Source organism: Pseudomonas sp. S2_E01 (genome assembly GCF_054668365.1).
On the sequence record NZ_CP162762.1, the window covers coordinates 3,128,354 to 3,150,912 of the forward strand.

The 22,559-nt window shown below is 60.7% G+C and carries 20 protein-coding genes and 1 pseudogene; 5 read left to right on the forward strand and 16 right to left on the reverse strand.

All coding sequences use genetic code 11. The features are described 5' to 3' along the window. Window positions 1–151: 151 nt before the first annotated feature. Window positions 152–1,192, reverse strand: coding sequence for a GGDEF domain-containing protein (locus AB4O36_RS14290; RefSeq protein WP_460142075.1), 1,041 nt, complete (start codon window positions 1,190–1,192; stop codon window positions 152–154). Between the two features lie 107 nt (window positions 1,193–1,299). Next, window positions 1,300–2,307 (reverse strand): ABC transporter substrate-binding protein, encoded by a 1,008-nt coding sequence (locus tag AB4O36_RS14295; protein WP_460126253.1) that lies wholly within the window; start codon window positions 2,305–2,307, stop codon window positions 1,300–1,302. A gap of 230 nt (window positions 2,308–2,537) precedes the next feature. Between AB4O36_RS14295 and AB4O36_RS14300 the strand changes: the two genes are divergently transcribed. Continuing rightward, window positions 2,538–2,837 (forward strand): DUF7693 family protein, encoded by a 300-nt coding sequence (locus AB4O36_RS14300; protein ID WP_460142076.1) that lies wholly within the window; start codon window positions 2,538–2,540, stop codon window positions 2,835–2,837. Here AB4O36_RS14300 and AB4O36_RS14305 read toward each other — a convergent pair. After that, the gene (locus AB4O36_RS14305; protein ID WP_460142077.1) at window positions 2,821–4,095 is read right to left on the reverse strand and encodes a glucarate dehydratase family protein; all 1,275 of its coding nucleotides are present in this window, start codon (window positions 4,093–4,095) and stop codon (window positions 2,821–2,823) included. The two genes, AB4O36_RS14300 and AB4O36_RS14305, sit on opposite strands and share 17 nt — an antisense overlap. Beyond that, window positions 4,092–5,429: an MFS transporter gene (locus tag AB4O36_RS14310; protein ID WP_460126259.1), complete on the reverse strand. Its 1,338-nt coding sequence runs from the start codon at window positions 5,427–5,429 to the stop codon at window positions 4,092–4,094. Before AB4O36_RS14310 ends, AB4O36_RS14305 begins: the two co-directional genes overlap by 4 nt. A 106-nt stretch (window positions 5,430–5,535) precedes the next feature. On the opposite strand from AB4O36_RS14310, the gene AB4O36_RS14315 reads away from it, so the two are divergent. Beyond that, window positions 5,536–6,438, forward strand: a complete 903-nt coding sequence (locus AB4O36_RS14315; protein ID WP_460126261.1) for a LysR family transcriptional regulator — start codon at window positions 5,536–5,538, stop codon at window positions 6,436–6,438. A 41-nt stretch (window positions 6,439–6,479) separates the two neighbouring features. Here the strand turns inward: AB4O36_RS14315 and AB4O36_RS14320 are convergent, their stop codons facing one another. Genes AB4O36_RS14320 through AB4O36_RS14330 form a run of 3 tightly spaced genes read right to left on the reverse strand, consistent with a single transcriptional unit; the run spans window position 6,480 to window position 9,592 of the window. Then, window positions 6,480–7,271, reverse strand: a complete 792-nt coding sequence (locus AB4O36_RS14320; protein WP_460126263.1) for an SDR family oxidoreductase — start codon at window positions 7,269–7,271, stop codon at window positions 6,480–6,482. A gap of 10 nt (window positions 7,272–7,281) precedes the next feature. After that, the gene (locus AB4O36_RS14325) at window positions 7,282–8,607 is read right to left on the reverse strand and encodes an MFS transporter (RefSeq protein WP_460126265.1); all 1,326 of its coding nucleotides are present in this window, start codon (window positions 8,605–8,607) and stop codon (window positions 7,282–7,284) included. A gap of 46 nt (window positions 8,608–8,653) precedes the next feature. Continuing rightward, entirely contained in the window at window positions 8,654–9,592 is a 939-nt protein-coding gene (locus AB4O36_RS14330; protein ID WP_460126267.1) for a beta-keto acid cleavage family enzyme, read from the reverse strand. A 159-nt stretch (window positions 9,593–9,751) separates the two neighbouring features. Here AB4O36_RS14330 and AB4O36_RS14335 point away from each other — a divergent pair, with 159 nt between their 5' ends. After that, complete coding sequence (locus AB4O36_RS14335) at window positions 9,752–10,780, forward strand: AraC family transcriptional regulator (protein ID WP_460126269.1); 1,029 nt, start codon at window positions 9,752–9,754, stop codon at window positions 10,778–10,780. Between the two features lie 39 nt (window positions 10,781–10,819). Here AB4O36_RS14335 and AB4O36_RS14340 read toward each other — a convergent pair whose 3' ends face one another. Beyond that, window positions 10,820–12,085 carry an OprD family porin gene (locus AB4O36_RS14340; RefSeq protein ID WP_460142078.1) on the reverse strand — a complete coding sequence of 422 codons (1,266 nt, stop codon included), beginning with the start codon at window positions 12,083–12,085 and terminating at the stop codon, window positions 10,820–10,822. 347 nt (window positions 12,086–12,432) lie between these two features. Between AB4O36_RS14340 and AB4O36_RS14345 the strand changes: the two genes are divergently transcribed. Further along, a complete protein-coding gene (locus AB4O36_RS14345) occupies window positions 12,433–12,711 on the forward strand; it encodes a Rho-binding antiterminator (protein ID WP_460142079.1) in 279 nt (92 codons plus the stop codon). An 18-nt stretch (window positions 12,712–12,729) separates the two neighbouring features. Here AB4O36_RS14345 and AB4O36_RS14350 read toward each other — a convergent pair whose 3' ends face one another. Continuing rightward, a complete protein-coding gene (locus tag AB4O36_RS14350; protein WP_460142080.1) occupies window positions 12,730–13,746 on the reverse strand; it encodes a M14 family metallopeptidase in 1,017 nt (338 codons plus the stop codon). Window positions 13,747–13,961: 215 nt separating this feature from the next. Here AB4O36_RS14350 and AB4O36_RS14355 point away from each other — a divergent pair. Continuing rightward, a pseudogene (locus tag AB4O36_RS14355) lies at window positions 13,962–14,390 on the forward strand (TetR family transcriptional regulator C-terminal domain-containing protein); the annotation flags it as partial. Here the strand turns inward: AB4O36_RS14355 and AB4O36_RS14360 are convergent. The 7 genes from AB4O36_RS14360 to AB4O36_RS14390 form a co-directional block, all read right to left on the reverse strand. After that, window positions 14,346–15,353, reverse strand: coding sequence for a DMT family transporter (locus AB4O36_RS14360; protein ID WP_460126277.1), 1,008 nt, complete (start codon window positions 15,351–15,353; stop codon window positions 14,346–14,348). The pseudogene AB4O36_RS14355 and the gene AB4O36_RS14360 overlap by 45 nt on opposite strands. Beyond that, window positions 15,353–16,051, reverse strand: coding sequence for an ABC transporter permease (locus tag AB4O36_RS14365; protein ID WP_460126740.1), 699 nt, complete (start codon window positions 16,049–16,051; stop codon window positions 15,353–15,355). Before AB4O36_RS14365 ends, AB4O36_RS14360 begins: the two co-directional genes overlap by 1 nt. Before the next feature lie 5 nt (window positions 16,052–16,056). Next, entirely contained in the window at window positions 16,057–16,761 is a 705-nt protein-coding gene (locus AB4O36_RS14370; RefSeq protein WP_460126279.1) for an ABC transporter permease, read from the reverse strand. 121 nt (window positions 16,762–16,882) lie between these two features. Continuing rightward, window positions 16,883–17,665 carry a transporter substrate-binding domain-containing protein gene (locus AB4O36_RS14375; protein ID WP_460126281.1) on the reverse strand — a complete coding sequence of 261 codons (783 nt, stop codon included), beginning with the start codon at window positions 17,663–17,665 and terminating at the stop codon, window positions 16,883–16,885. 27 nt (window positions 17,666–17,692) lie between these two features. Then, window positions 17,693–19,699, reverse strand: coding sequence for an aminotransferase class I/II-fold pyridoxal phosphate-dependent enzyme (locus tag AB4O36_RS14380; protein ID WP_460142081.1), 2,007 nt, complete (start codon window positions 19,697–19,699; stop codon window positions 17,693–17,695). 280 nt (window positions 19,700–19,979) lie between these two features. Next, on the reverse strand, window positions 19,980–21,614 hold the full coding sequence (locus AB4O36_RS14385) for a 5-guanidino-2-oxopentanoate decarboxylase (RefSeq protein ID WP_460142082.1): 1,635 nt from the start codon (window positions 21,612–21,614) through the stop codon (window positions 19,980–19,982). Between the two features lie 187 nt (window positions 21,615–21,801). Next, complete coding sequence (locus AB4O36_RS14390) at window positions 21,802–22,491, reverse strand: winged helix-turn-helix domain-containing protein (protein ID WP_460142083.1); 690 nt, start codon at window positions 22,489–22,491, stop codon at window positions 21,802–21,804. Between the last annotated feature and the right edge of the window lie 68 nt (window positions 22,492–22,559).

The window sequence follows — 22,559 nt, forward strand, 5'->3', positions numbered from 1 at the left end:
CGCGAGTTTTTCTCATAATGAGAAGCGACACAGATCTCCTGTAGGAGCGAGCATGCTCGCGATGGTGTCACCGGCACCGCAGGGTATCTGGTAGCCAGCGTTATCGTTAACGACCATCGCGAGCATGCTCGCTCCTACAGTAGTCAGGTATTCAGCGATGGACGCGATTACGCCCCGTGCGCTTGGCCTGGTACAGGGCGTCATCGGCCCGGGTCAGCAGGTTGTCCGGTTGCTCGCCCGGTTGCGCGAAGGCCACGCCAAAGGACGCGGTGATAGTATCGAGCACCTTGCCGTCGCCACGGGCCTTGATGCGCAAGGACTGCACCTTCGTGCGTATCTGCTCGGCGAATACGACAGCCGTTTCCAGGTCCGGGCAGTGCTCCAGAATCACGCAGAACTCCTCGCCGCCGTAACGCGCTGCCGTGGCGTGGACTTGCAGCGAACTGCGCAACACCTGCGCGACATGCTTGAGTACGCGATCACCCAACGGATGGCCGTATTGATCGTTGAATTGTTTGAAGTGGTCGATATCGAGCATCACCAGCGCAACACCCGAAGCGCCGTGACCTAACGCCTCATCCAGCAGGCGGGCGAACGCGCTGCGATTGAGCAACTCGGTCAGGCCATCGAGGGTCGCGGCCAGTTGTGCGCGTTCGAGCTTGTCCCGCAGGCTCTTGATCTCGTTTTGCGCGGTGCTCAGTTGCGACAGGAATCGTTCCTGTTGAGTCTGCATGAGTTGGGTGCTGTGTTGCAGCTCGCTGAGGATGTCCGGCAAGCGTTCGTTGGCCGGCGACTCGAGCATCTCGATACAACGCCCCAGGCTGCTCTGGAAATCCAGACTGCCCTCGACGCTGCGGGACACGTCGCGGTGCATGTCGTCTACCAGGTTGATCGCCTGTTGCTGCCCGGCGCGCGCCTCTTCCAGCTCATCACGGATGATGTAATCGCGAAACAACCGCGTGGCCGACTCCGGCGGAAAGCCGTCGAAGTCCCTGACCACGCGATCCAGGTGACGATTGAGCTCGGTGTCCTCGCCCTTGCTGTAGGTGTACCACAGCGCGTAATGCACCGGATTGGGCGGGATGTTGTGTTTCACCATCAGGGGAACAGCTTGTTTGAGCAGAGCCGCGGCCTCGCGGGAGTCTTCCGGATACAGCGCCAGCGCCGTCGCACGCGTCTCTATTGGGCTCATGTCATCACTTTGTTGTTAATGATTGGCAAACGCAAAACCTGCCGAGCATAACCACACGTGAGGCAAACAGCCATCCCTCTTCGGTGGTAGTGATGAAGTCTGGCGTATTAGCTGCCAGCACCACCGTGGGCTTCTTCGAAGAAGTAGTCCTTCCAGCTTTCAGCCTTGTTTTTCAGCACGCCCAGCTCCTGCAGCTTCTCGGCGTAGACACCCGTGCGCTGCGGCACGACGGTGAAGTTGATTTCCGGGTCATTGACGATCTTCTCGACCAGTTCGAGCGGCAGCTTCGACTGCTCGACGCGGATGTAGGTCTTGGCGGCGGCGGACTTGTCGGCCTTGATGATCTTCTCCGCTTCAGCCAGTGCGTCGTAGAAGGCCTTGTAGGTCTTCGGGTTTTCGTCGTGGAATTTTTCCGTGGTGTACAACACGTTGAAGGTTGCCTGACCACCCAGCACGTCGTAGGAACTCAACACTTTGTGCACATTGGGGTTCTGCAATTCCTGATACTGGAACGGCGGGCTGGAAAAGTGCGAATTGATCTCCGAGCCACCGGCAATCAGTGCAGCCGTTGCATCGGGGTGGGCCAGGCTGATCGAAATGTCGTCGAATTTCTTGTAGTGCTCGTTGCCGAACTGCTTGGCCGTTTCGATCTGCAAGGTGCGGGACTGGAACCCGACCCCGGCAGCCGGCACGGCAATGCGGTCCTTGTCGGAGAAATCCTTCAGGGTTTTGACATTCGGGTTGTTGGTCAGCAGGTAATTGGGCATCGAACCCAGCGAGGCAATCGCCTTGACGTTCTGCTTGCCCTTGGTGCGGTCCCAGATGGTCAACATCGGCGGCACGCCCGCCGACACCACGTCCAGGGCGCCAGCGAGCAGCGCTTCGTTCATCGCCGTAGCACCGGAGATGCTGTTCCAATCGACCTTGATGTCCAGGCCCTGTTCCTTGCCGTGTTTCTCGATCAACTGCTGGTCGCGCACCACGTCCAGGATCAGGTAACCGATGCCGAATTGCTGGGCAATGCTGATCTTTCCCTCCGCCTGGGCACCGGGGGTCAGCAGCGCAACCGCCGCTGCAAGCGTTATGGCCAGAAGGGTCTTGTTAGGGGTTGCCATGAGATACTCGCTGTGAGGTCAGAAAAATGGTCGCAGCGATAGTGCATGAAATTTGATATACAAAATAATTCTTAATTATTATTTGGTTATTTCTTAATAGAATATAGATATCCTGTAGGAGCGAGCATGCTCGCGATGGTCGTCAACGATGACGCTGGGCACCTGACGCCCCGCAGTGTCTGGACTTCCATCGCGAGCATGCTCGCTCCTACAGGGATTCGGGGAAATTCATGGCATTGGGCACCCGTGAGATTTACCAATTGCTGCGCGATGCAGCGCTTGAGGTTCGGCCGATGCGTCGGGTGAGCGCACCCGACGAGTTCGGCCTGGTGACCGTCGACATCGAGGGTTGGCACCTGACCCTCGAGGTCGACGGCACACATCTGCGCCACTGCCAACATTGCCGCAGCCCGGATGGTCGCGAAGCCGGGCACGACCTCTGGCTGCGCACCGATCCGGTGAACCTGCTCAGTACCTGGGAGCTGGCCCAGATCGAGCGTTTGCTCGCCGCACTCAGAAGCGCGGCTTGAGCGCTTTCCACTCCGGTTTGTAGCGCTGCATCTGTTTGACGTCGTCGCGCTGGCGAATGCCGCAGGTCAGGTACTGGTCATGCAGCTTGCCGAGTTGATCGTGATCCAGCTCCAGGCCCAGGCCCGGCGCGCGGGTGATCTTCACGCAACCATCAACAATCGGCAACTTGCCACCCTTGATCACTTCTTCGTCCGGTTCCTGCCACGGGTAATGGGTGTCGCAGGCGTAATCGAGGTTCGGCACCGACGCGGCCACGTGGGCCATCGCCATCAGGCTGATGCCCAGGTGCGAGTTGGAATGCATCGAGACGCCCAGGCCAAAGGTCTCGCACATTTTCGCCAACGCCTGGGTGTCGCGCAGGCCGCCCCAGTAATGATGGTCGGCGAGGACGATCTGCACGCTGTTCAAGGCGATGCTACGGCGGAACTCGTCGAAATCGGTGACCACCATGTTGGTCGCCAATGGCAGGCCTGTGCGCTTGTGCAGCTCGGCCATCCCGTCCAGGCCCGGGGTAGGATCTTCGTAATATTGCAAATCGTCGCCCAGCAATTCGGCCATGCGGATAGAGGTTTCCAGGGACCAGTTGCCGTTCGGGTCGATGCGCAAGGGATAACCGGGGAACGCCTTTTTCAATGCCTTGATGCACGACACTTCGTGCTCCGGCGGCAGCGTGCCGGCCTTGAGTTTGATGCTCTTGAAGCCGTAGGCCTCGATCATCCGACGGGCCTGCGCGACGATCTGTTCTTCGTTCAGCGCCTCACCCCAGTTATCCGGTTTGTAGGGTGAGTTCACATGTTCGGCGTACTTGAAAAAAAGGTAGGCGCTAAACGGAATCTCGTCACGAATCGCCCCGCCCAACAAGTCCACCAATGGCACGTTCAACGAATGCGCCTGCAAATCCAGGAACGCCACTTCAAACGCCGAATAGGCGTTGCTCACCGCTTTGCTGGCGTGGGAGCCCGGTGCCAGCTCGGCGCCGGCCAGGCTCGCGGGCTTGTTCGCCGCCACGGTGGCCTGGACGATGCGCCGCAGCTCATTGAGGTTGAATGGGTCCAGGCCGATCAATTGCGACTGCAATTGCTGCTGGATCGCCAGCGCGGGTGCGTCGCCGTAGCTTTCCCCCAGACCGATGTAGCCGTTGTCGCTCTCGATCTCGATGATCGACCGCAGTGCAAAGGGCTCGTGAATCCCGCTGGCATTGAGCAGCGGCGGATCACGGAAAGCAATGGGGGTGACGGTGACTCGGGTGATTTTCAAGAGGCTGCTCCCTTTGGCTCAGGTTTCAAGGCGGGGTGACGAAAAGAGGTGTGTGGCGACGTGCGGGCGAAGAAAATCACCACCGCCGCCACCAGCGATGTAGCGGCCAGACCATAGAGGCCACCTTCGATGGAACCGGTTTTCTGCTCCAGGAAACCGAAGGTCGCCGGGGCCACGAAGCCGCCGAGGTTGCCGATGGAGTTGATCAGGGCGATCACCGCCGCGGCGATGCGCGCATCCAGGTAGCCTTGGGGAATGGGCCAGAACAGGGCTGAGGCCGCCTTGAAGCCGATCGCGGCAAAACAGATGGCGACGAAGGCAAACACCGGCCCGCCCGTGGTGGACATGAACATGCCTGTGGCGGCAATCACCAGCGTCAGCGCGACCCAGGCCTGTTGGTATTTCCACTTGGAGGCCATGGCCGCGAAGCCGTACATGGCGACGATGGAGATGATCCAGGGAATCGAGTTGAACAGGCCGACCTGGAAGTCGCCGAGGTTGCCCATCTTCTTGATCATGCTCGGCAACCAGAATGTGGCGCCGTATATGGTCAGGGCGATGGAAAAGTAGATGAAACAGAACAGCGCGATCTGCCTGTCCGCCAGGAGCTTGAACATCGACGGCTTGACCGTTTGGGTGGCTTCACGGGCCTGCTGTTCCAGGGCGATGGCGTCGATCAGCGCGTCTTTTTCTTCAGTGCTCAACCAGTTGGCCTGGCGTGGATGGGACTGCAACCAGAACCAGACGAAGCCGCAGAGCACGATCGAGGCGAAACCCTCGATCAGGAACATCCACTGCCAGCCGTGCAGGCTCAACCCGCTCACGTGCAGCAAGGCGCCGGAGACCGGGCCGGAAATCACCGAGGCAATGGCCGAACCACTGAGGAAAATCGCCATGGCCTTGCCGCGCTCTGTGGCCGGCAGCCATTGGGTGAAGTAGTAGATGATGCCGGGGAAGAACCCGGCCTCGGCCGCGCCCAGAATGAAGCGCAGCACATAGAAGCTGGTCTCGCCACGCACGAAGGCCATGGCCATGGCGGCCGCGCCCCAGGTGAACATGATGCGCGTGAGCCAGGCGCGGGCGCCGTAGCGTTGCAGCAGCATGTTGGACGGGACTTCGAAGATGGCGTAACCGATGAAGAACAGACCGGCACCCAGGCCATAGGCCGCAGCGCCGATGCCCAGGTCGGTTTCCAGGTGACTGCGCACGAAGCCGATGTTGACCCGGTCGATGTAGTTGACGATGAACATGACCACGAAGAGCGGCAGCACGTGGCGTTTCACCTTGGCCGCCGCGCGGGCGAGCACGTTCGGGTCGGGCTGGAGGGTATTCAAGGGGCGACTCCCATTCATTGTTTTTTTAGGGACGGTTCGATCATGGACGCCGACATTGATCCCGTCTAATCTAACTTGGCACTTGATTGATACCTGGATTAGATCAATGTTCGAACTGACCCAACTACGCTGCTTCACCACGGTGGCCACCGAACTCAACTTCCGCCGGGCCGCCGAACGGTTGAACATGACCCAGCCGCCGCTGAGCCGGCAGATTCAGTTGCTGGAGCATCACCTGGGCGTCGAACTGTTCACCCGCAGCACCCGCAGCGTGGCGCTGACCGCGGCGGGCCGGGCGTTTTTCATCGAAGCGCAGAACCTGCTGGAGCGTGCGCAACAGGCTGCTGTCACCGCCCGCCGTTTCGCCGAGGGCGACATCGGTTCGGTGAACATCAGTTTCGTCGGCAGCGCCGTCTATGAATTTTTGCCCAAGGTGATCGCCGAAGCCCGGCTCAAGCAGCCCCAGGTGAAAATCGACCTGGCAGAGATGAACACTTATCAGCAGCACGAGGCGTTACGCGCACGGCGCATCGACCTGGGCATTGCCCGCGCACCGTTGCTGGAGCCCGGTTACGCCACCGAATGCCTGGTCCGCGAGCCGTTCGTGCTGGCGGTGCCCAGCCAGCATCGCCTGGCCCGCGCCGACACGGTGTCGGTCAGCGACCTGGATGGGCAGCCGTTTCTCATGTACTCGCACGCTGCCTATCCGCCCTTCAACGAACTGCTCACCGGCATGCTCCGCTCCGCCCGGGTGGCGCCGGAGTACGTGCAATGGCTTGGCTCGTCGCTGACCATCCTGGCCCTGGTCAACGCCGGCATGGGCCTTGCCCTGGTGCCGCGCTGCGCCAGCAGTGTGGTGTTCAGGAATGTGGTGTTTCGCGACATCGACCTGGGCGAAGGGGTGCAAAGCGAGCTGCACCTGATCTGGCGGGAGAACAATGACAACCCGGCGTTCGCGATGCTGCTGGAGGCGATTCGCCGGGCGGTACGGGAGGGTTGGGGGAGTTGATACCCGCGCTTACAGGCTGCGCGGGAACAATCGCTTTACGGTCACAGGTACTCGACGTTGCCATCAACGCTGATCGCCTGCCCGGTAACGTTCACCGCCGCGCGTGAGGACAGGAACAGCGCCAGCGCGGCAACGTCCTCCATCGTGACCATCCGACGCAGGGAGATTTTCTCCAGGTACTGATCGCGCATCGCCTCAAAGCTGATGCCAAGCGTCTGCGCCCTGGCATCGATCACCCGATCCATGCGCTCCCCTTCCACGACGCCTGGCAAGATTGCATTGACCCGAATGTTGTCCGGCCCCAGCTCGCTGGCCAGCGACTTCATCAGCCCGACCACTGCCCACTTGGTTGACGCGTAAGGCGTCCTGAAGGGATACCCCAGCCGTCCTGCCACGGACGACATTGCGATGATGTGCGGGTTCTGGCCAGACTTTTTCAGCCAAGGCACCGCTTTGCGCAGGAAGAAATACTGACTGTTCAGGTTGGTCGCGACCGTCTGCTCCCAGGCATCGCTGTCCAGCGACTCGATGTTACCCGTAGGGCCGGCGATTCCGGCGTTGTTCACCAGCACATCAAGACCACCGAGCAGCGTGATTGCCTCATCCATCACACGGTCAACGTGCTGCTTGATGCCGACATCCACGACGCCGCCGTGCATGCCGGGAAACTCGACTTTCATGCGTTCGACCGCACCGGCATTGATATCGCAGACATAGACGTGCGCACCCACTTCATGGAAGGCCCTGGCGATGACCGCGCCAATGCCTGCCGCCCCACCGGTAATGATCACTTTCAGGTTGGCGGGCGGCGTCAGCAAATCAACAATTTTCATGGCAACTCTCTTATTGGATGGCCAGTTCGGCGGCAACCGGCGTTGTTTCGTTGTCGATGGCTTTAGCCAGCAGTGGCACCAGGATCAAGCCCAGCACCGCAGCGCCAACAATCACATAAAAACCCGATGAACTCAGCCCCGTGGCTTTCTCGGCGATCCCGAACAGGTACGGCCCGGCAAAACCGCCCAGCAAACCGATGGTGTTGATGAACGCGAGGCCGGCGGCCGCCTGGATCCCTTGGAGGCGTTTCATGGCGATGGCCCAGTAGATCGGCAATACCCCACCGGCAAAGAATGCCGTAGCGGTAAACAACGCGATGCGAACCGGTGCATCAGCAACGAGCGTAAACGCCACCGAACTGGCAATCAGGCCAACGGTGAACAGCCCCAGGCAATAGCAGTCCCGGGCGATCCTGCGGTGGATTCGCGGCAACACCAGCACCCCGGCGAGGAATCCGAAACCGACGCTGCTGGACAGCAACCCTACGGTCAGCGGTGACGTAATTTGCATCTGTTGAATGATCGACGGCGTGAAAAACACCAGCCCGACAAACGCTACTTGGTTCAAGAAATAAATCAAACCGATCAGGATGGTAGTCGGACGCTTGAGCGCCTTGACCCAATGGCCGGAATATTCGTGCGAATTCGCATGGCCGGGCAGCAACGCATGGGTTTCCAGCGATTGCGCTTGTGCCGGCGTCAGCCAGCGGGCGTCCCGTGGACGCTCCGGCAGCTTGAACCACAGGATCACCCCCACAATGATGCTGGGCAGACCTTCCAGCAAAAACATCCACTGCCAGCCATGCAGGCCACCGATGCCGTCCATTTTCATCAGTGCGCCACCAATCGGGTTGCCGATGACCAGGGCCAGCGCCGGGGCAAGGTAGATCCAGCCGATGGCAATGGCGCGATCCTTGGGCGCGAACCACAGCGTGACCATGTACATCAGCGCAGGAAACAGGCCGGCCTCGGCAATGCCCAGCAGGACCCGCAACAAGTAGAACGACCATTCACCCTGCACAAACATCATGGCCGAGGACAGCGTGCCCCAGGTCACCGCAATCCGGGCAATCCAGCGACGTGGCCCGATGCGATGCGCGAGCAAATTGCTGGGCACCTCCAACAGGGCATACCCGAGGAAGAAAATCCCTGCACCCAGACCGTAGGCAGCGGCACTGATGCCGAGGTCGGCGTTCAACGCAGCCTTGGCCAGTGCGACATTGGTACGGTCCAGGTACGACATGAAGTAAATGGCACACATCAATGGGATGAGTCGCGCCATTGCTCGCCGGGTGGCAAGCCAATGCAAATCATTGGTGCTTGGCATGATTGTCATGGAGAAGCCTCTTCTTGTTATTGTTTTAACGGTTCAAACGCCGTGTTTACAGCTGGACCTTGTCTTTGCCCTTGAGACCGAGCATCTCTCGCGCCTCTGCCGGCGTTGCGATCTCGAACGACAGCTCTTCAAGAATGTGGCGAACCTTGCGCACCTGTTCGGCGTTGGTTCGGGCTTTCACCCCTTTGGCCAGATAGATACTGTCTTCCAGCCCCACCCGCACGTGGCCGCCCATGATCGCACCCATGGTCACGAACGACAGCTGATGGCGACCGGCACCGAGGATGGAGAACTGGTAGTTTTCCCGACCGAACAGGCGGTCCGCAGTAGCACGCATGATGCTCATGTTTTCCGGGTCGGCGCCCAGGCCGCCGAGGATGCCGAAGCACGACTGGATGAAGAACGGCGGCTTGACCAGGCCCTGCTCCACGAAGTACGCCAGGTTGTACAGATGGCCGACGTCATAGCACTCGAATTCGAACCGGGTGCCGTACTCGCCAAGCTCCAGCATGATGTTGCGGATGTCCTTGAAGGTGTTCTTGAACACAACGTCTTCCATGCCTTCGATGTGTTCCTTTTCCCAGCTGTGCCGCCAACTGGAAATCTTGCCGGCGATGGGATGGATCGAAAAGTTCATCGACCCCATGTTCAACGAGCACAGCTCCGGCTTGGCGAGCAACGGGTACGCGAGCCGTTGCGCCAGCGTCATACGGGTGCTGCCGCCGGTGGTGATGTTGATGATGGCGTCGGTGGCTTGCGCAATGGCCGGCACGAACTGGCTGAACACCGCCGGGTCCGGGGTCGGACGACCGTCCAGAGGGTCGCGGGCATGCAAGTGCAGCACCGCCGCACCGGCCTCGGCCGCCTCGATCGACTGCCGTTCGATGTCCGCCGGAGTGAGCGGCAGATACTCGGACATCGACGGTGTATGCGTCGCACCGGTGATCGCGCAGGAAATGATGACTTTGCGGCTGACTGAACTCATGGGTAACCCGATCTTGTTATTGGTTGGGCAGGTGCGCCGGGAACAGGCCCGAACTGTCGCCACTGCATTTGCAAACGAGCTTATTGAATTTCCCACGGCTTAGTAAGATCCTTAACGGACATCAATGAATCCCTAAGGGACACCTTCAGGAGCCGGCCCATGCCGCCGAAAACGCCGCTGTTCAACGAACGTATCTACGCGCCCTACAAGATCGCGGCACTGGTGGAAGTCTTGAGTGAACAAGGCATCGCACCGGCGGACAGCCTCAAGGGCAGCGGTGTGGACGAAGAAGCGATCTACGACGCAACGGCGCTCACTTCGGTCAGGCAATACGCAGCGGTCTGCAGCAATGCGGTGACACTGTCCAAGGACCCCGCCACCCCGTTCAAGACCGGCTCGCGCCTGCATCTGTCGGCCTATGGCATGTACGGGTACGCCTTGATGTCCTGCCTGTCATTGCGCGACTACTTCAGGCTCGGCGTGAAATACCACTCGCTTGCCACCCCAACGCTGACGATTGAATGGCACGAATATGAGAGCGAGGCCGTCTGGACCTTCCCTGACGCGTCCAATCCGGTGCCTTCGATGGAGATCAAGCGGTTCCTGATCGAGCAACAATTTACCCAGCACGTCACACACCTGCAGGACGTGTTTGGCCAGACCTGTCCGCCCACCAAGGCGTGCTTTGCCTACCCGGCGCCACCCCACGCCGATATCTACGAGCAATACCTGGGCTGCCCGTGCATTTTCGATCACCCCCAATGCGAATTGCATTACGACAGCTCGATCCTGGATCACAAACCCCACCTGGCCCACCGTCTGACGGCCACCGTTCTACAGGAAACCTGCGACCGTCTGATCGGCCAGGCAAAGGTGTCGTCGGGGATTTCGGGCGAGGTGTACCAGATGATGATGCAAACCCCCGGGGCATTTCCGGACATGGAAACGGTGGCCGAGAAGTTGCACATGACCACGCGCAGCCTGCGTCGCAAATTGCAGGACGAAGGCACTTCATTTGTGGCGATTACCGATGACGTGCGTTGCTCGCTGGCGATCGAGTACCTGAAGACCACCATCATGAGCACCGACGATATTGCGCTGCTGCTGGGTTTTTCCGAGCCGACCAACTTCCGCCGAGCGTTCAAGCGCTGGACCGGCAAAACCACGAAAGACTACCGCCAGGGGTGAAGTTGATGGTCGACGCTGTCGACCATCAACGTATCAAGCTCAGAGGATGGACAGCGGGTAGCTGACGATGAGGCGGTTTTCGTTGAAGTCCGCCAGGCTGAAATCACGCTTGATCACCGAATTGCGCCAGCGAAGGGACAGGTTCCTGAGCGCTCCACTCTGTACCACATAGGTAAATTCCGTTTCGCGCCCCCACTCCTTGCCATCAGTGACACCCGCGGAATGCACATCCGAACCGTTGATGTAGCGGTTCATCACGGTCAGCCCCGGAACACCCAGTGCGGCGAAATCAAAGTCATGGCGCACCTGCCAGGATCGCTCGTTGGCAAAATCGTAACTGTTGCTGAAGCTGTCGTTCGCCAGCGTCGCGCCACTGGTGCCATTGAGGCGCATCCAGTTATCACCCTCCACCTTCTGCAACCCCAGGTAAAACGTGCTGGCCTGATAACGCGCGGACAACAAGGCTGACCAAGTCTTGTTGTCGAGATCGCCGGCCAGTTTCTTCCCGTCGTCCTCGCCGCTGAAGTAGCTCAGATTTGCGCCCAACACCCATTGCCCCAAAGGTTGGGAGTGCGTCAAGTTGAAATAGCGCTGATGGTAGATATCTTCCAACTGCGCGTACCAGGCACCGACCTGGGTCTGCTTGTCATTGAAGGCGTATTCCACCCCGGAAAAATTGAAGCGATCCGAGGTCACGTCCGGTCGATTGAACATCGACATCCTTTCCATGCTCGCGTCATTGCGCGGACTGTTGCCGCGAAACTGACCGCCATAAAACGTGAAGTCGTCCAGATCTTTGGAGGTGATCTGCGCGCCACGGAAAGTTTGTGGAAGCGAGCGCCCGTCGTCAGAACGAATGACCGGCAGCGTCACTACCCACTCGCCGATACGCGCCTGGGTCTTGGCAAAGCGTATTTTGGCCGCAACCGCCAGGCGACCGAAGTCATCCGCAGGCCGTCCGTCACCGTGCACCGGCAGCAGTTGGGTATTAGTCGTGCCCTTACCCCCGTCGAGCTTCTGCGAGTAGAGGCCCAGTGCATCGACACCGAAACCGACGATACCCGGGGTGAATCCGGAGCGGGCGTCCATGATCACACTCTGGGTCCACTCCTGCGCCTTGGCCTGAGGGTAGGCGCTCTCGGTGAAGTTGCGGTTGATGTAGTAGTTTCTCAAGTTGGCGCTCACGTGCGCATCTTCGATGAACCCCTCGGCAGACGCCGAAGGGGGAATGAGCGAGGCGCTCAAGAGCAATAGATTGAAAGAAGCGCCAACAGCCGTGGCATTGACCAGCGTGCAATTTCGCATAGGGACTCTCTTTTATTTTTATTCATGAGCGAGACGGTCAGGCAAAACCCGACGGCCTTTTTCAAGGCGCAACTGCACGTTTGGCGAAGTATCGTTTTTCGACACTGCCAAAGCCGTCACCGGTTGTTTTGCACGAGGCGATACTAGCGAGATTGCCCGGTGATCATAAGATCCCTAACAGACATCATGAGATCCTGATCGGACAAGTTGTGCGGACTGGCCTGATGTTGTTTCGGGTAACCCGACAGATCAGCTCGGTCTCCAGCGGGCCCAGCGGACGCACCAGAGACTGCAGTTGTCTACACTTCGATGCATCATCAAACTGCAAGGTTGCCAGGAGTAACGCCATGAATGAGTATCAGCCCCTGGATTGTGATCTACACGACTACCTGGAAATCGCCTGCCTGCGTGGTTACCAGTTACACATCGAGCTGATCGACGGCGCGAGCCTCACCGCCAAGGGGCTGACCACACGCACGTCCAGCGACAAGGAAGAGTTTTTCTGCGTTGAAAACGCCGACGGCCAGCAGGAGATCCGTCTCGATCAACTGCTTGCCATCACGCCATTGGACGACAATGCGCAATTTGGTCGTGTGGAGTTCCAGGGCGCTGTCTGCTCGTTCTAGCCCCCGGATTGCTCGCCCTCAATTGGGGTCGAGCAACCCACCCTTCCAGTTGCGCGAAACGCGGCTGCCGGTGAACTTGGCCACTACCATGCCCTGGGACACCAGGCGATCGCGGTAACGCGTCACCATCCGTCCAGCCTGTTCAGCGCAGAGCACCACTTCGGAAGACGGATCACCCGGTCGGCCGAGGATACGGGCGAAGCGCTGGCCCTCTTCAACAAAATCCCCGAGCTCCTTTTCAAAGATCAGCACGCCCGGCTTCGGCGCGAGCAGGGTTTCCATCTGCGCCATGTCCCTCACCTCGACAGGCCAGTCGGCGAGCGTCGACGGTCCATCGATAACCCCGCAATGGCAGAGCCAGGTGTAGAGACCCTGGGCGTCCTGCTCGGCGAAGTGGTCGTTGACGTCGCCCTGCCCGCGCAATTCCAGGGTCGCGGCCATGTGCCGGTCGCTGACACCGTCGCGCAGCCAGGGAGCAATGATGGTTTCTTCGAATGAGCCGTCGCCACCGTCATCCCAGATGATCGCCAGCTCCATCTTCATCGCCGCCGCCAATTGCCGCCCCTGCAACGCGAAGCGGCGATGGACGTAGAGGTACGGCAAGGCTTCGTCATCGGTGTGCAGGTCCAGCACCACCTGCGCGCTGGCGGCCAGTTGCACCAGGCTTTTTTGCCAGTGCTGCACATTGGTCGATGGCTGGGCCATGGCGGTCGACTGGTCGAACCCGCGATTGAAATTGTGCCCGGTGGCGTCATGAAAACGACCGAGAATGCGCCCTTGGCGAAACTGGCCGACACCCAGTGGATTGGCCTGGGGCACCACCGTCACCTGGCCATTGAGCCGGCCCTGCTCCTGGGCGACTTGCAGGCGTTGCATCAGCAGGTGCAGCACGAGCATGCCGGCGATTTCATCGGCATGCACCCCTGCCTGCAAATGCACGATGGGGCCGCTGCCATTGCCGCTGAAGCGCCAGGCACCGACACGCACCGGATCGCCGTTATTGTTGTGAACATCGAACGAGACATCCTGAACCATTTCCTTGCCCTCCCCTTGAAACCCGTGCCAACCACTGCTGCGAACGCTGGCTATTGAACAGACGCTCAACTAAGCTTCGAAACAACGTAACCAAGGATTTCGATGTGACTACCGACTCCCCCAAATACCGTCGCGTTGAACCCGACGAACGCCGTGAACTGCTGGTGGCCGCCACCTTGCGCTGCCTCGCCCGTGACGGTCACGCGGGCATCTCCGTGCGCCGCATCGCCACCGAGGCCGGGGTGTCCGTCGGCCTGCTCAATCATCATTTCGGCAGCATCGACGCGTTGATCGCCGACACCTACCACAAACTCGCCAGCGAGCTGACCACTGCCCTGCACCAGGAAATCCAGCAGGCTGGTACGCCCGCGCAGAAAATGGACACCTTTCTCGTCGGCTCTTTTTCCCCCAGGGTCATGGACCCCAAACTGCTGGGCGTGTGGGTGGTGTTCTGGAGCCTGATCCGCCATTCGGACGACGTCAGCCAGTCCCACGAAAAAAGTTACCGCGCCTACCTCGACCTGCTGCGCACCTTGCTCGACGACCTGGCCGCCAGTGAAGGCTTCGTGATCCACGACACCCGCCTGGCCGCCATCGGTCTATCGGCGATGCTCGACGGACTCTGGCTCGAGTGGTGCCTGAACCCTGACACCTTCAGCCCCGCCAACGGCCTGCACATCAGTCGTTGTTGGGTAAAGGGGTTGCGTCACGGAGCATTCAGCACCGACGACGTCCTGTGACGGGTGGCGGCCAAAGATCATCGCCAGGGTGCCGCTGACCGCGATCAGCCCGGCACCGATGATCAGCGACACATCCATCAGCGTGCCCCAGATCAGGCTCGACAGCAGGAAAGCCCAGATCAGCCCGGTGTATTCGAACGGTGCGAGCACCGTGGCCGTGGCGCGCTGGAAACTGGCGAACACCAGGAACTGACCGATGCCGCCCACCAGTCCCGCGCCGATCATGCCCAGCCAGGCCGGGGTGGGTGTTGGCGTGTGCGTCCAGGGCAAAGCGAGGGTCATGCACACCACGAACACCACATTGGTAATCAGCAACTGCTCGAGTACCGACGTCTGCTCATCGACCTGACGCAACTGGATATAGGTGAACGCCCAGCAGAGCGCTGCCAGCAACGTCAGCACGACGGGCAATGGATCAGCCATCTGGCTCGGACGACAGGCGATGATCACGCCAACGAAACCGATCACCAGGCTCAACCACTGCCAGCCGCTGGCCCGCTCCTTGAGGATCAATGTCGCCAGCACCGTGACAATGATCGGCGCGGAAAAATACAGGGTGGTCATCTCTGCCAGCGTCAGGTCGCGGGCCGCCGTGTAGTACAGCACCCACGCCACCAGCGACAACAAGCCACGGATGATCAGCAGCCGCCGGCTCGGTGAACGCCAGGCGCGCCTCACCATGGTCACGCGTCCGATCAACAGGCAGGCCAGCACCACCACGACGCTGCGCCAGAACAGGATGGTGACCACCGAGTAATCGGCCACCAGCCACTTGATGCCGGCGTCTTGCAGAGCGAGAAAGGCGTAACCCAGCGTGCACAGGCCGATGCCTTGCAACGAGCGGTCAACGCGAACGGTCGCTTGCATCAAGCCGACCTGCGCACGGGCGTGCCGCTGCGCTCGATGAAACCGAACAACGCTTCGATCAGGAACGTCAGGCACACGTACACGCCGGCCACCAGCAACAAGGGTTCGTACACTTGCAGGGTTTGCGCGCGCACCACGTTGGCGGCGCCGAGCAGGTCGATCACGGCAATGGTCGAGGCCAGCGCCGTGGACTTGAGCAGCATCACCGTCTCACCGGCCAGGGTGGGCAACAGCAACCGCATGGCACGCGGCAGCCGTACCCGCAACAGCGATTGACGTGACGTCATGCCAAAGGCCGAGGCCGCTTCCATTTCACCTTTGGGCACGGCGAGCAGGCCACCGCGAATCACCTCGCCGACATAGGCGCCCATGGACACCACCAGGGCGAAGACGATGTACCAGTAGCCATCACGCAGATAGGGCCAGAGGAAGCTGCCGCGAATCAGCGGGAATTGAGCGAACAGACTGCCGAGCCCGTAATAGAAGATGTAGATCTGGATCAGCAGCGGTGTGCCACGGAAGACGCTGGTGTAGAACAGGCTGGCTCTTGCGATTATTTTGTATTTCGAGATCCGCGCCAGGGCCACCAGGATGGCCAGCAGGAAACCGAACACACTGGACAGCAACAACAAGCTCACGGTGGTTTGCAGGCCACGACCCAACAGCGCCGCGTATTCGATTATCCACGCTGGAATCATTTCGATCACTCAACCAAGGGCATCCAGCGACGAATGCGTCGCTCAAGCCGTCCCGACAGGTAGTTGGACACCAGCGTCACCGCGTAATACATCGCGGCGGCCGTGAGGTAGAACAACAGGTAATGACGCGTCGAACCCGCGCCTTGCTTGGCGGTGTACAACAGCTCGTTGGTGCCCACCACGCTGATCAGGGCACTGTCCTTGATCAGGTTGATCCACAGGTTGGCCATGCCCGCCATGGCATAGGGCGCCATGATCGGCAGCGTGACGCGCCGGAACAAGGCGAAGCCGTGAAGGCCGAAGGCTTTGGCCGCTTCAATCTGGCCATAGGGAATCGCCTGGATCGCCGCGCGGAAGATCTCCGAGGCATAGGCGCCCTGCACCAGCCCCAGCACGACGATGGCGGCTAATGGGCCGCTCACGTTCATGACGCCATAACCCAGCTCAGCCATCATCGAGTTGATCAGCATCGAGCCGACGTAATACAGCAGCAGGATCAGCAGCAACTCCGGTACGGCACGGAACAAGGTGGTGTAGCCACGCATCAGCGCGGCAATCGGCCGGGGGCCGTTGAGCTTGAGGCAGGCGACCACCAGCCCGATCAACAACCCGAGCGCGAACGCCCCGGCGGAGATCTGCAGAGTCATCCACAACCCCCGCAACAACGCCCCGCCCCAGCCGGTTTCACTGAAACTGATCAACTCGAACATTTCGGTCTCCGGTTGGATCCCTGTAGGAGCGAGCTTGCTCGCGATGAGGTGTGTCAGCCGACATCAATTTCAATGACAGACCGCGATCGCGAGCAAGCTCGCTCCTACAGGAATAGCAACATCAGAACGTGGGTTTTACGCTGGTGCCGAAGTAATGCTCGGACAGGTCGTCATAGTCCTTGCTGGCCAGCAGCGAGGTGATCGCCTTGTCGAGTTTGGCCTTGAGCTCAGCATCGTCCTTGCGCAGTCCGGCGCCCACGCCCTTGCCGAAAATCGGGTCGTACGGGACGGCACCGAGGTAGGCCAGATCCTTGGCATCCGGGGTCTTGACGAAGGCCGCCATGGCGGTGCCGTCGGCCATCATCAGGTCGATGCGCCCGGCGATCAGGTCGGCGTTAGCCGAGTCCTGGGTGTCGTAGTATTTAACGTCGGCAATTTTCTCGTAGTAGGTCTTCAGGTAACTGGCGCTCACCGTCGAGTTCTGCACGCCGATGGTCTTGCCTTTGAGGTCATCGGGATACTTCTTCACCGACACGTCTTTCGGACCGACCAACGCAACCACCGAGTCGTAGTACGCCTTGCTGAAGGCGATCTGTTTTTCGCGTTCCTCGGTCACCGACATCGAGGAGAAAATCACGTCGATCTTCTTCGCCAGCAACGAAGGAATGATCCCGTCCCACGCCACTTCCTTGATCTCGCACTCGGCTTTCATCTCGCTGCACAGCTTGTGGATCAGGTCCACTTCAAAACCTTTCCACTCACCATTGGCCTGCTTTTCGGTGTACGGCGGATAGGGTTCGGCGGCCACCGCGAACCTGATCGGCTGGGCCTGCGCCGCACTCATACCGGCCAGCATTACGCAGGCCACGCCGGTCAACCAGTTTGCCAAACGTCGATTTCCCATGATGTTTTCCCGTCTTTTTATGATGCGTTAGCGAGTCTGGTGAGCGTTGACGAACTGCCGGCAACGTTCACTGCGTGGGTGTACGAACACTTCATCCGGCGAACCGGTTTCCTCGATCAGCCCCTGGTGCAGGTAGGCGATCTTGGTCGACACATCGCGGGCGAAAGCCATTTCATGGGTCACCAGGATCATGGTCCGGCCTTCTTCGGCGAGAGAGCGGATCACCCGCAGCACTTCGCCGACCAGTTCCGGGTCGAGTGCCGAGGTGGGTTCATCGAACAGCATGACCTTGGGTCGCATGGCCAGGGCGCGTGCGATGGCCACCCGTTGCTGCTGCCCACCCGACAGGAACGCCGGGTACTCGTTGCGCTTGGCCGCCAGCCCCACGCGCTCCAGCAGGGCTTCGGCGCGCTCAGTCGCTTCGGCACGGCTTTCGCGCAGCACCTGGGTAGGCGCCTCGATGAGGTTTTCCAGCACCGTGCGATGGGGCCAGAGGTTGAAGTTCTGGAAGACCATGCCCAGGCTGGAACGGATGCGCACCAGTTGTTTGGTGTCCGACACCAGCGGCGCGCCGGGGCGGGAGTGGTTGAGCTGGATGCTCTCACCGTCCACGAGGATGCGTCCCTGATCCGGCACTTCGAGCATGTTGATGCAGCGCAGCAAGGTACTCTTGCCGGAGCCGCTGGCGCCGATCAGCGAAATCACATCACCTTCGCGGGCGGTCAGCGAGACGCCTTTGAGCACCTCGATATTGCCAAAGCGTTTGTGCAGTTGATCGACCTCGATCATGGTCTTGGCCACCACCGGTTCGGCGGCCATCGCGTTGCAAGTGACAGACGCGAGTGCAGGTCGCGGCGCTTCGCCGTGCAGCACCCGAACGAAATCACGAATGCGCCGGCAGGCCTCGCTCAGCCGCTCCTCACCCAGGGTGAACGAAAGGCGCACAAAGCCTTGCGCCGGTTCGCCAAACGCCGCCGCATCCAGCACCGACACGCCGCCTTCTCGCAACAGGCGCCAGGCGAATTCCAGCGAAGTCAGGCCGGTGGCGCGCACGTCGATCAGCACGAACATCCCGGCGTCGGGCGTGAGCACTGAAATGCCCGGACAATCCGCCAGCCCCGCCACCACCAGGTCACGACGATGACGATAAATGTCACGCATGCCCCGGGTCACTTCGTCATGGGCTTGCACCGCCGTCAACGCAGCTTCCATGACGAACCCCGGCAAGCCATACAGCATGCTCAAGACCAGGGTTTCGGCGTGGGCCACCAATGCTTGATCGGCGACGATCCAACCGGTACGCCAACCTGTCATCGCGTGGGATTTGGACAGGCTGCCGATCACCACGCAGCGCTCGGCCATGCCGGGCAACGCCGCCAGGCTCACGTGGTCGCGCTCGAACGCCAGGCTTTCGTAAACCTCGTCCACCACCACCCACAGGTCATGGGCGATGGCGAGGTCGGCGATGCCCTGCAGCTCTTCGCGGCTGAGTACCACGCCGGTTGGGTTGTTAGGGTTGGAGAAGAAAATGGCGCGGGTACGCGGTGTAATGGCCTTGGCCAGCACGGCGGCGTCGAGGCGAAACCCTGCGTCTGCCGAACAGGGCACCCGCACCAGCGTGGCGCCGGAGGCCTTGAGTGTCGCCTCGTAGGTCACGTACATCGGGTCGAGGGCAATCACTTCGTCACCGGCACTGAGCAGGCACATCGAGGTGGCGAACAAGGCATTTTGCGCGCCGGCGACAATGATCACATTAGCGGCTTGCACCTGGCGATCGAACAGCTTGCCGTAGCGCCCCGCAATGGCTTCGCGCAGGGCCTGGCGACCGGCAATTTCGGTGTAGTGGGTGTCACCTTCGCGTAGCGCATGGATGGCGGCATCGGTGATGAAATCGGGGGTGGGAAAATCCGGGTCGCCCACGCTGAGGATGATCACATCCTCGCCCCGACGCTTGGCTTCATACGCGGCGTAGTGAATGTCCCAGGCGGCCACGCCGTCGCCGGCTATCCGTTCAACAAAAGGTGAAAACCGCATGCCAGTGCCTCGTTCGAATGGAAGAAACGCAAGCCCGCAACCAACCGGGGGATGGTGGAGCCAACATAGTCCAGACTGAACACTCGTTCAACAGAAAAGACAAACTTGTTCGTGTTCAGCGTAAACAGGTCGTTTTCACGACAGTACATGGGAGCCTGCACACCTCCCCTGTAGGAGCGAGCTTGCTCGCGATGGCGGTGTGTCAGCCGAAGAGAATGTTGAATGACACACCGCCATCGCGGGCAAGCCCGCTCCTACAGGGGCGATGGGGCGGCCGGGTTTAGCGCATCGCGCAGTCGTGCTTGAGCTCAATCAGCGTCACGCCGGCGTGGGTAAAACCTGCGCGCAGGTCGCTCTCCAACTCAGCCAGGTTTTGCGGTTGCCGCACGGTGCAGCCGAAGGCCGTGGCCAACATTGCGAAGTCCGGATTGCGGGGCAACACGCCAACCGGTTCGATATCCAGGCTTTGCATGTCGTCGCGGATCTGCCCCAGCGCGTCGTTGTTCCACAGCAGCACCACCAGCGGGCTGTCGAGCTCCTCGACGGCGGTGGCCAGTTCCTGCGCGGTGTAGAGAAAACCGCCGTCGCCCACCAGCACCAGGCCGTGTCGCTGCGGTGCGCCAAATTTGGCACCGATCCCCGCTGGCAGGCCGTAACCGAGGGTGCCGTAACCGGTCGGGTGCAACCAGCTTCGGGGACCTTGGCTCGCAAACGCGTAGTTGCCGGTGTAGGCCAGTTGGGTCATGTCGCTGCTGATGAAGGTGTCGACGGGCATTGCGGCGGCGATGCGGTCGAGAATGCGTTGGTGCAGGGCCTGCAAATCGCCGTGGCCGGCCCTGACCGCAGCGTTCAATCGGGCCACGGCGTCCACCGCTTCAACCGAATCACGCGCGGCGCCGGGCAAGCGCGCCAACAATGCACCCAGCGTTTGCAGGGCATCGCCGTGCAAGGCGACGGCACTGGGGTAGAAGTCGTTGAACTTGCGCGAATCGATGTCGATGCGGATCACTTCGCCGCCGACCGGCAGGCGCTCACGCCAGTAATCGGTGTCGGCCATTTCCGTGCCGACCGCCAGCACCACGTCGGCTTGCGCGATCAAATCCCAACCGGTCTGCACGCACAGGCTGGCTCCGGCATTCAAGGGCGCGTCGGGTGCCAGCAAGCCTTTGCCCGCGACGCTTGTGAACAACGGTGCGGCGAGGCGATCGCTCAGGGCTCGCAACTCGGCCCCGGCGGCCAACGCACCACCGCCGGCGATGATCATCGGCCGCCTGGCGTCCAGCAGTCGCCCGGCTGCTTCGTCGAGGGCGCTGGCATCGGGCAGACCACGTCCGGCGCGGCGCACAACCTCGCCACTCCAATCCCGGCTGATCGCCCCCGCCAGCACATCCAGCGGCACAGAAATATGCACCGGCCGCGGCCGCTCGCTGTCGAACACGGCGAAGGCGCGGGCGACCAGTTCGGGTAGATCGTCGGTGCGCAAGGCGACCGCCGAAAACGCGGTGATGGGCGCGGTGATCGCCCGTTGATCCTGGGTTTCGTGCAGGCAACCCCACCCTTTACCAAGGCTGGCGGTGTGGTTGACGCTGGAAATGACCAGCATCGGAATCGAATCGGCGTAGGCCTGGCCGATGGCGGTTGCCGCATTGGTGACACCGGGGCCGGTGATGACGAAGCACACCCCCGGCTTGCCACTGACTCGGGCGTAACCGTCGGCCATGAACCCGGCGCCCTGCTCATGCCGAGTCAGCACATGGCGAATGCCGCTGCCGGGCAGACCGCGATACAGCTCGAGGGTGTGAACACCGGGGATGCCGAACACGGTATCGACCCCGTAATTGGACAACAGGCGCACCAGTGCCTGGCCGCCAGTGAGGGCCGTGGATGAAGGTTGCCCGGTGGATGGTGAGTTCATGCCAGCCCTCGTTTTATTGTTCTGTTGAGGATTCGGATGCTGTCGATATTAAACACTCGTTCAACAGTGAGGCAATCTTTTCCTGAAACGCTCAAAGTCGCTGAAAACTGAGTTAACTCACTGTTTTAAAAAGGATTGCTTGGCTTTATCAAAAAGACCGAGCGAGAGTTGTTACATCTTCGAACATTCAGGCTGCCAGCGAAGCGGCTGCGGTAAACAGATACCCGGCCCCATGAATGGTGATGATCAGCTCGGGGTCGGCCGGGTTGTCCTGCAGCTTGCGCCGAAGTCGACCCACCAGCACGTCAATGGAGCGGTCATTGGGCAGCCATTCACGGTTGCGCAACTGATCCATCAACTGGTCGCGACTCAGGGTCTGACCGACGTTGCGCATGAACACATTGAGGAGCTGGAACTCGCCATGGCTGAGCAGGGTTTCGCGGCCATCGCCAGCCTTCAGGCGCCGGCGACCAGTGTCGAGAGTCCAGCCGGCGAAACGTTTGAGGTGTGTGTCCAGCGGCACGGACGAGCGCACCCGACGCAACAGGTTGCGCGCGCGGGCGAGCAGTTCTCGTGGCTGCACGGGTTGCACCAGGTATTCGTCTGCGCCGCATTCCAGCGCCGCAAGCCGTTCGGTGTCGTCGCCAACGAGCATGATCCCGACCTGCGACTCCTCGCGCCATTGTCGAGTCACGGCCAGGGCATCCGGCCAGCTTGCATCGAGCACAACCAGTCCGATGGCCAGACCGACGAGGCAGGCATCGGCCTGATCGAGCGAGCCAGCGCAGTGGATCTCGAACCCCTGCGGCTCGAGGGTGCTGCGCAGCTGTTCGTGGACCTGCGCATCGTCACTCACAATCAGCACACACCCCGTCATGAACTGGCTCCTGTTCGTCTTGGAATTATTCGAAGCGGTAACTGCACTCTAGCCCTTGCTGAACAGGC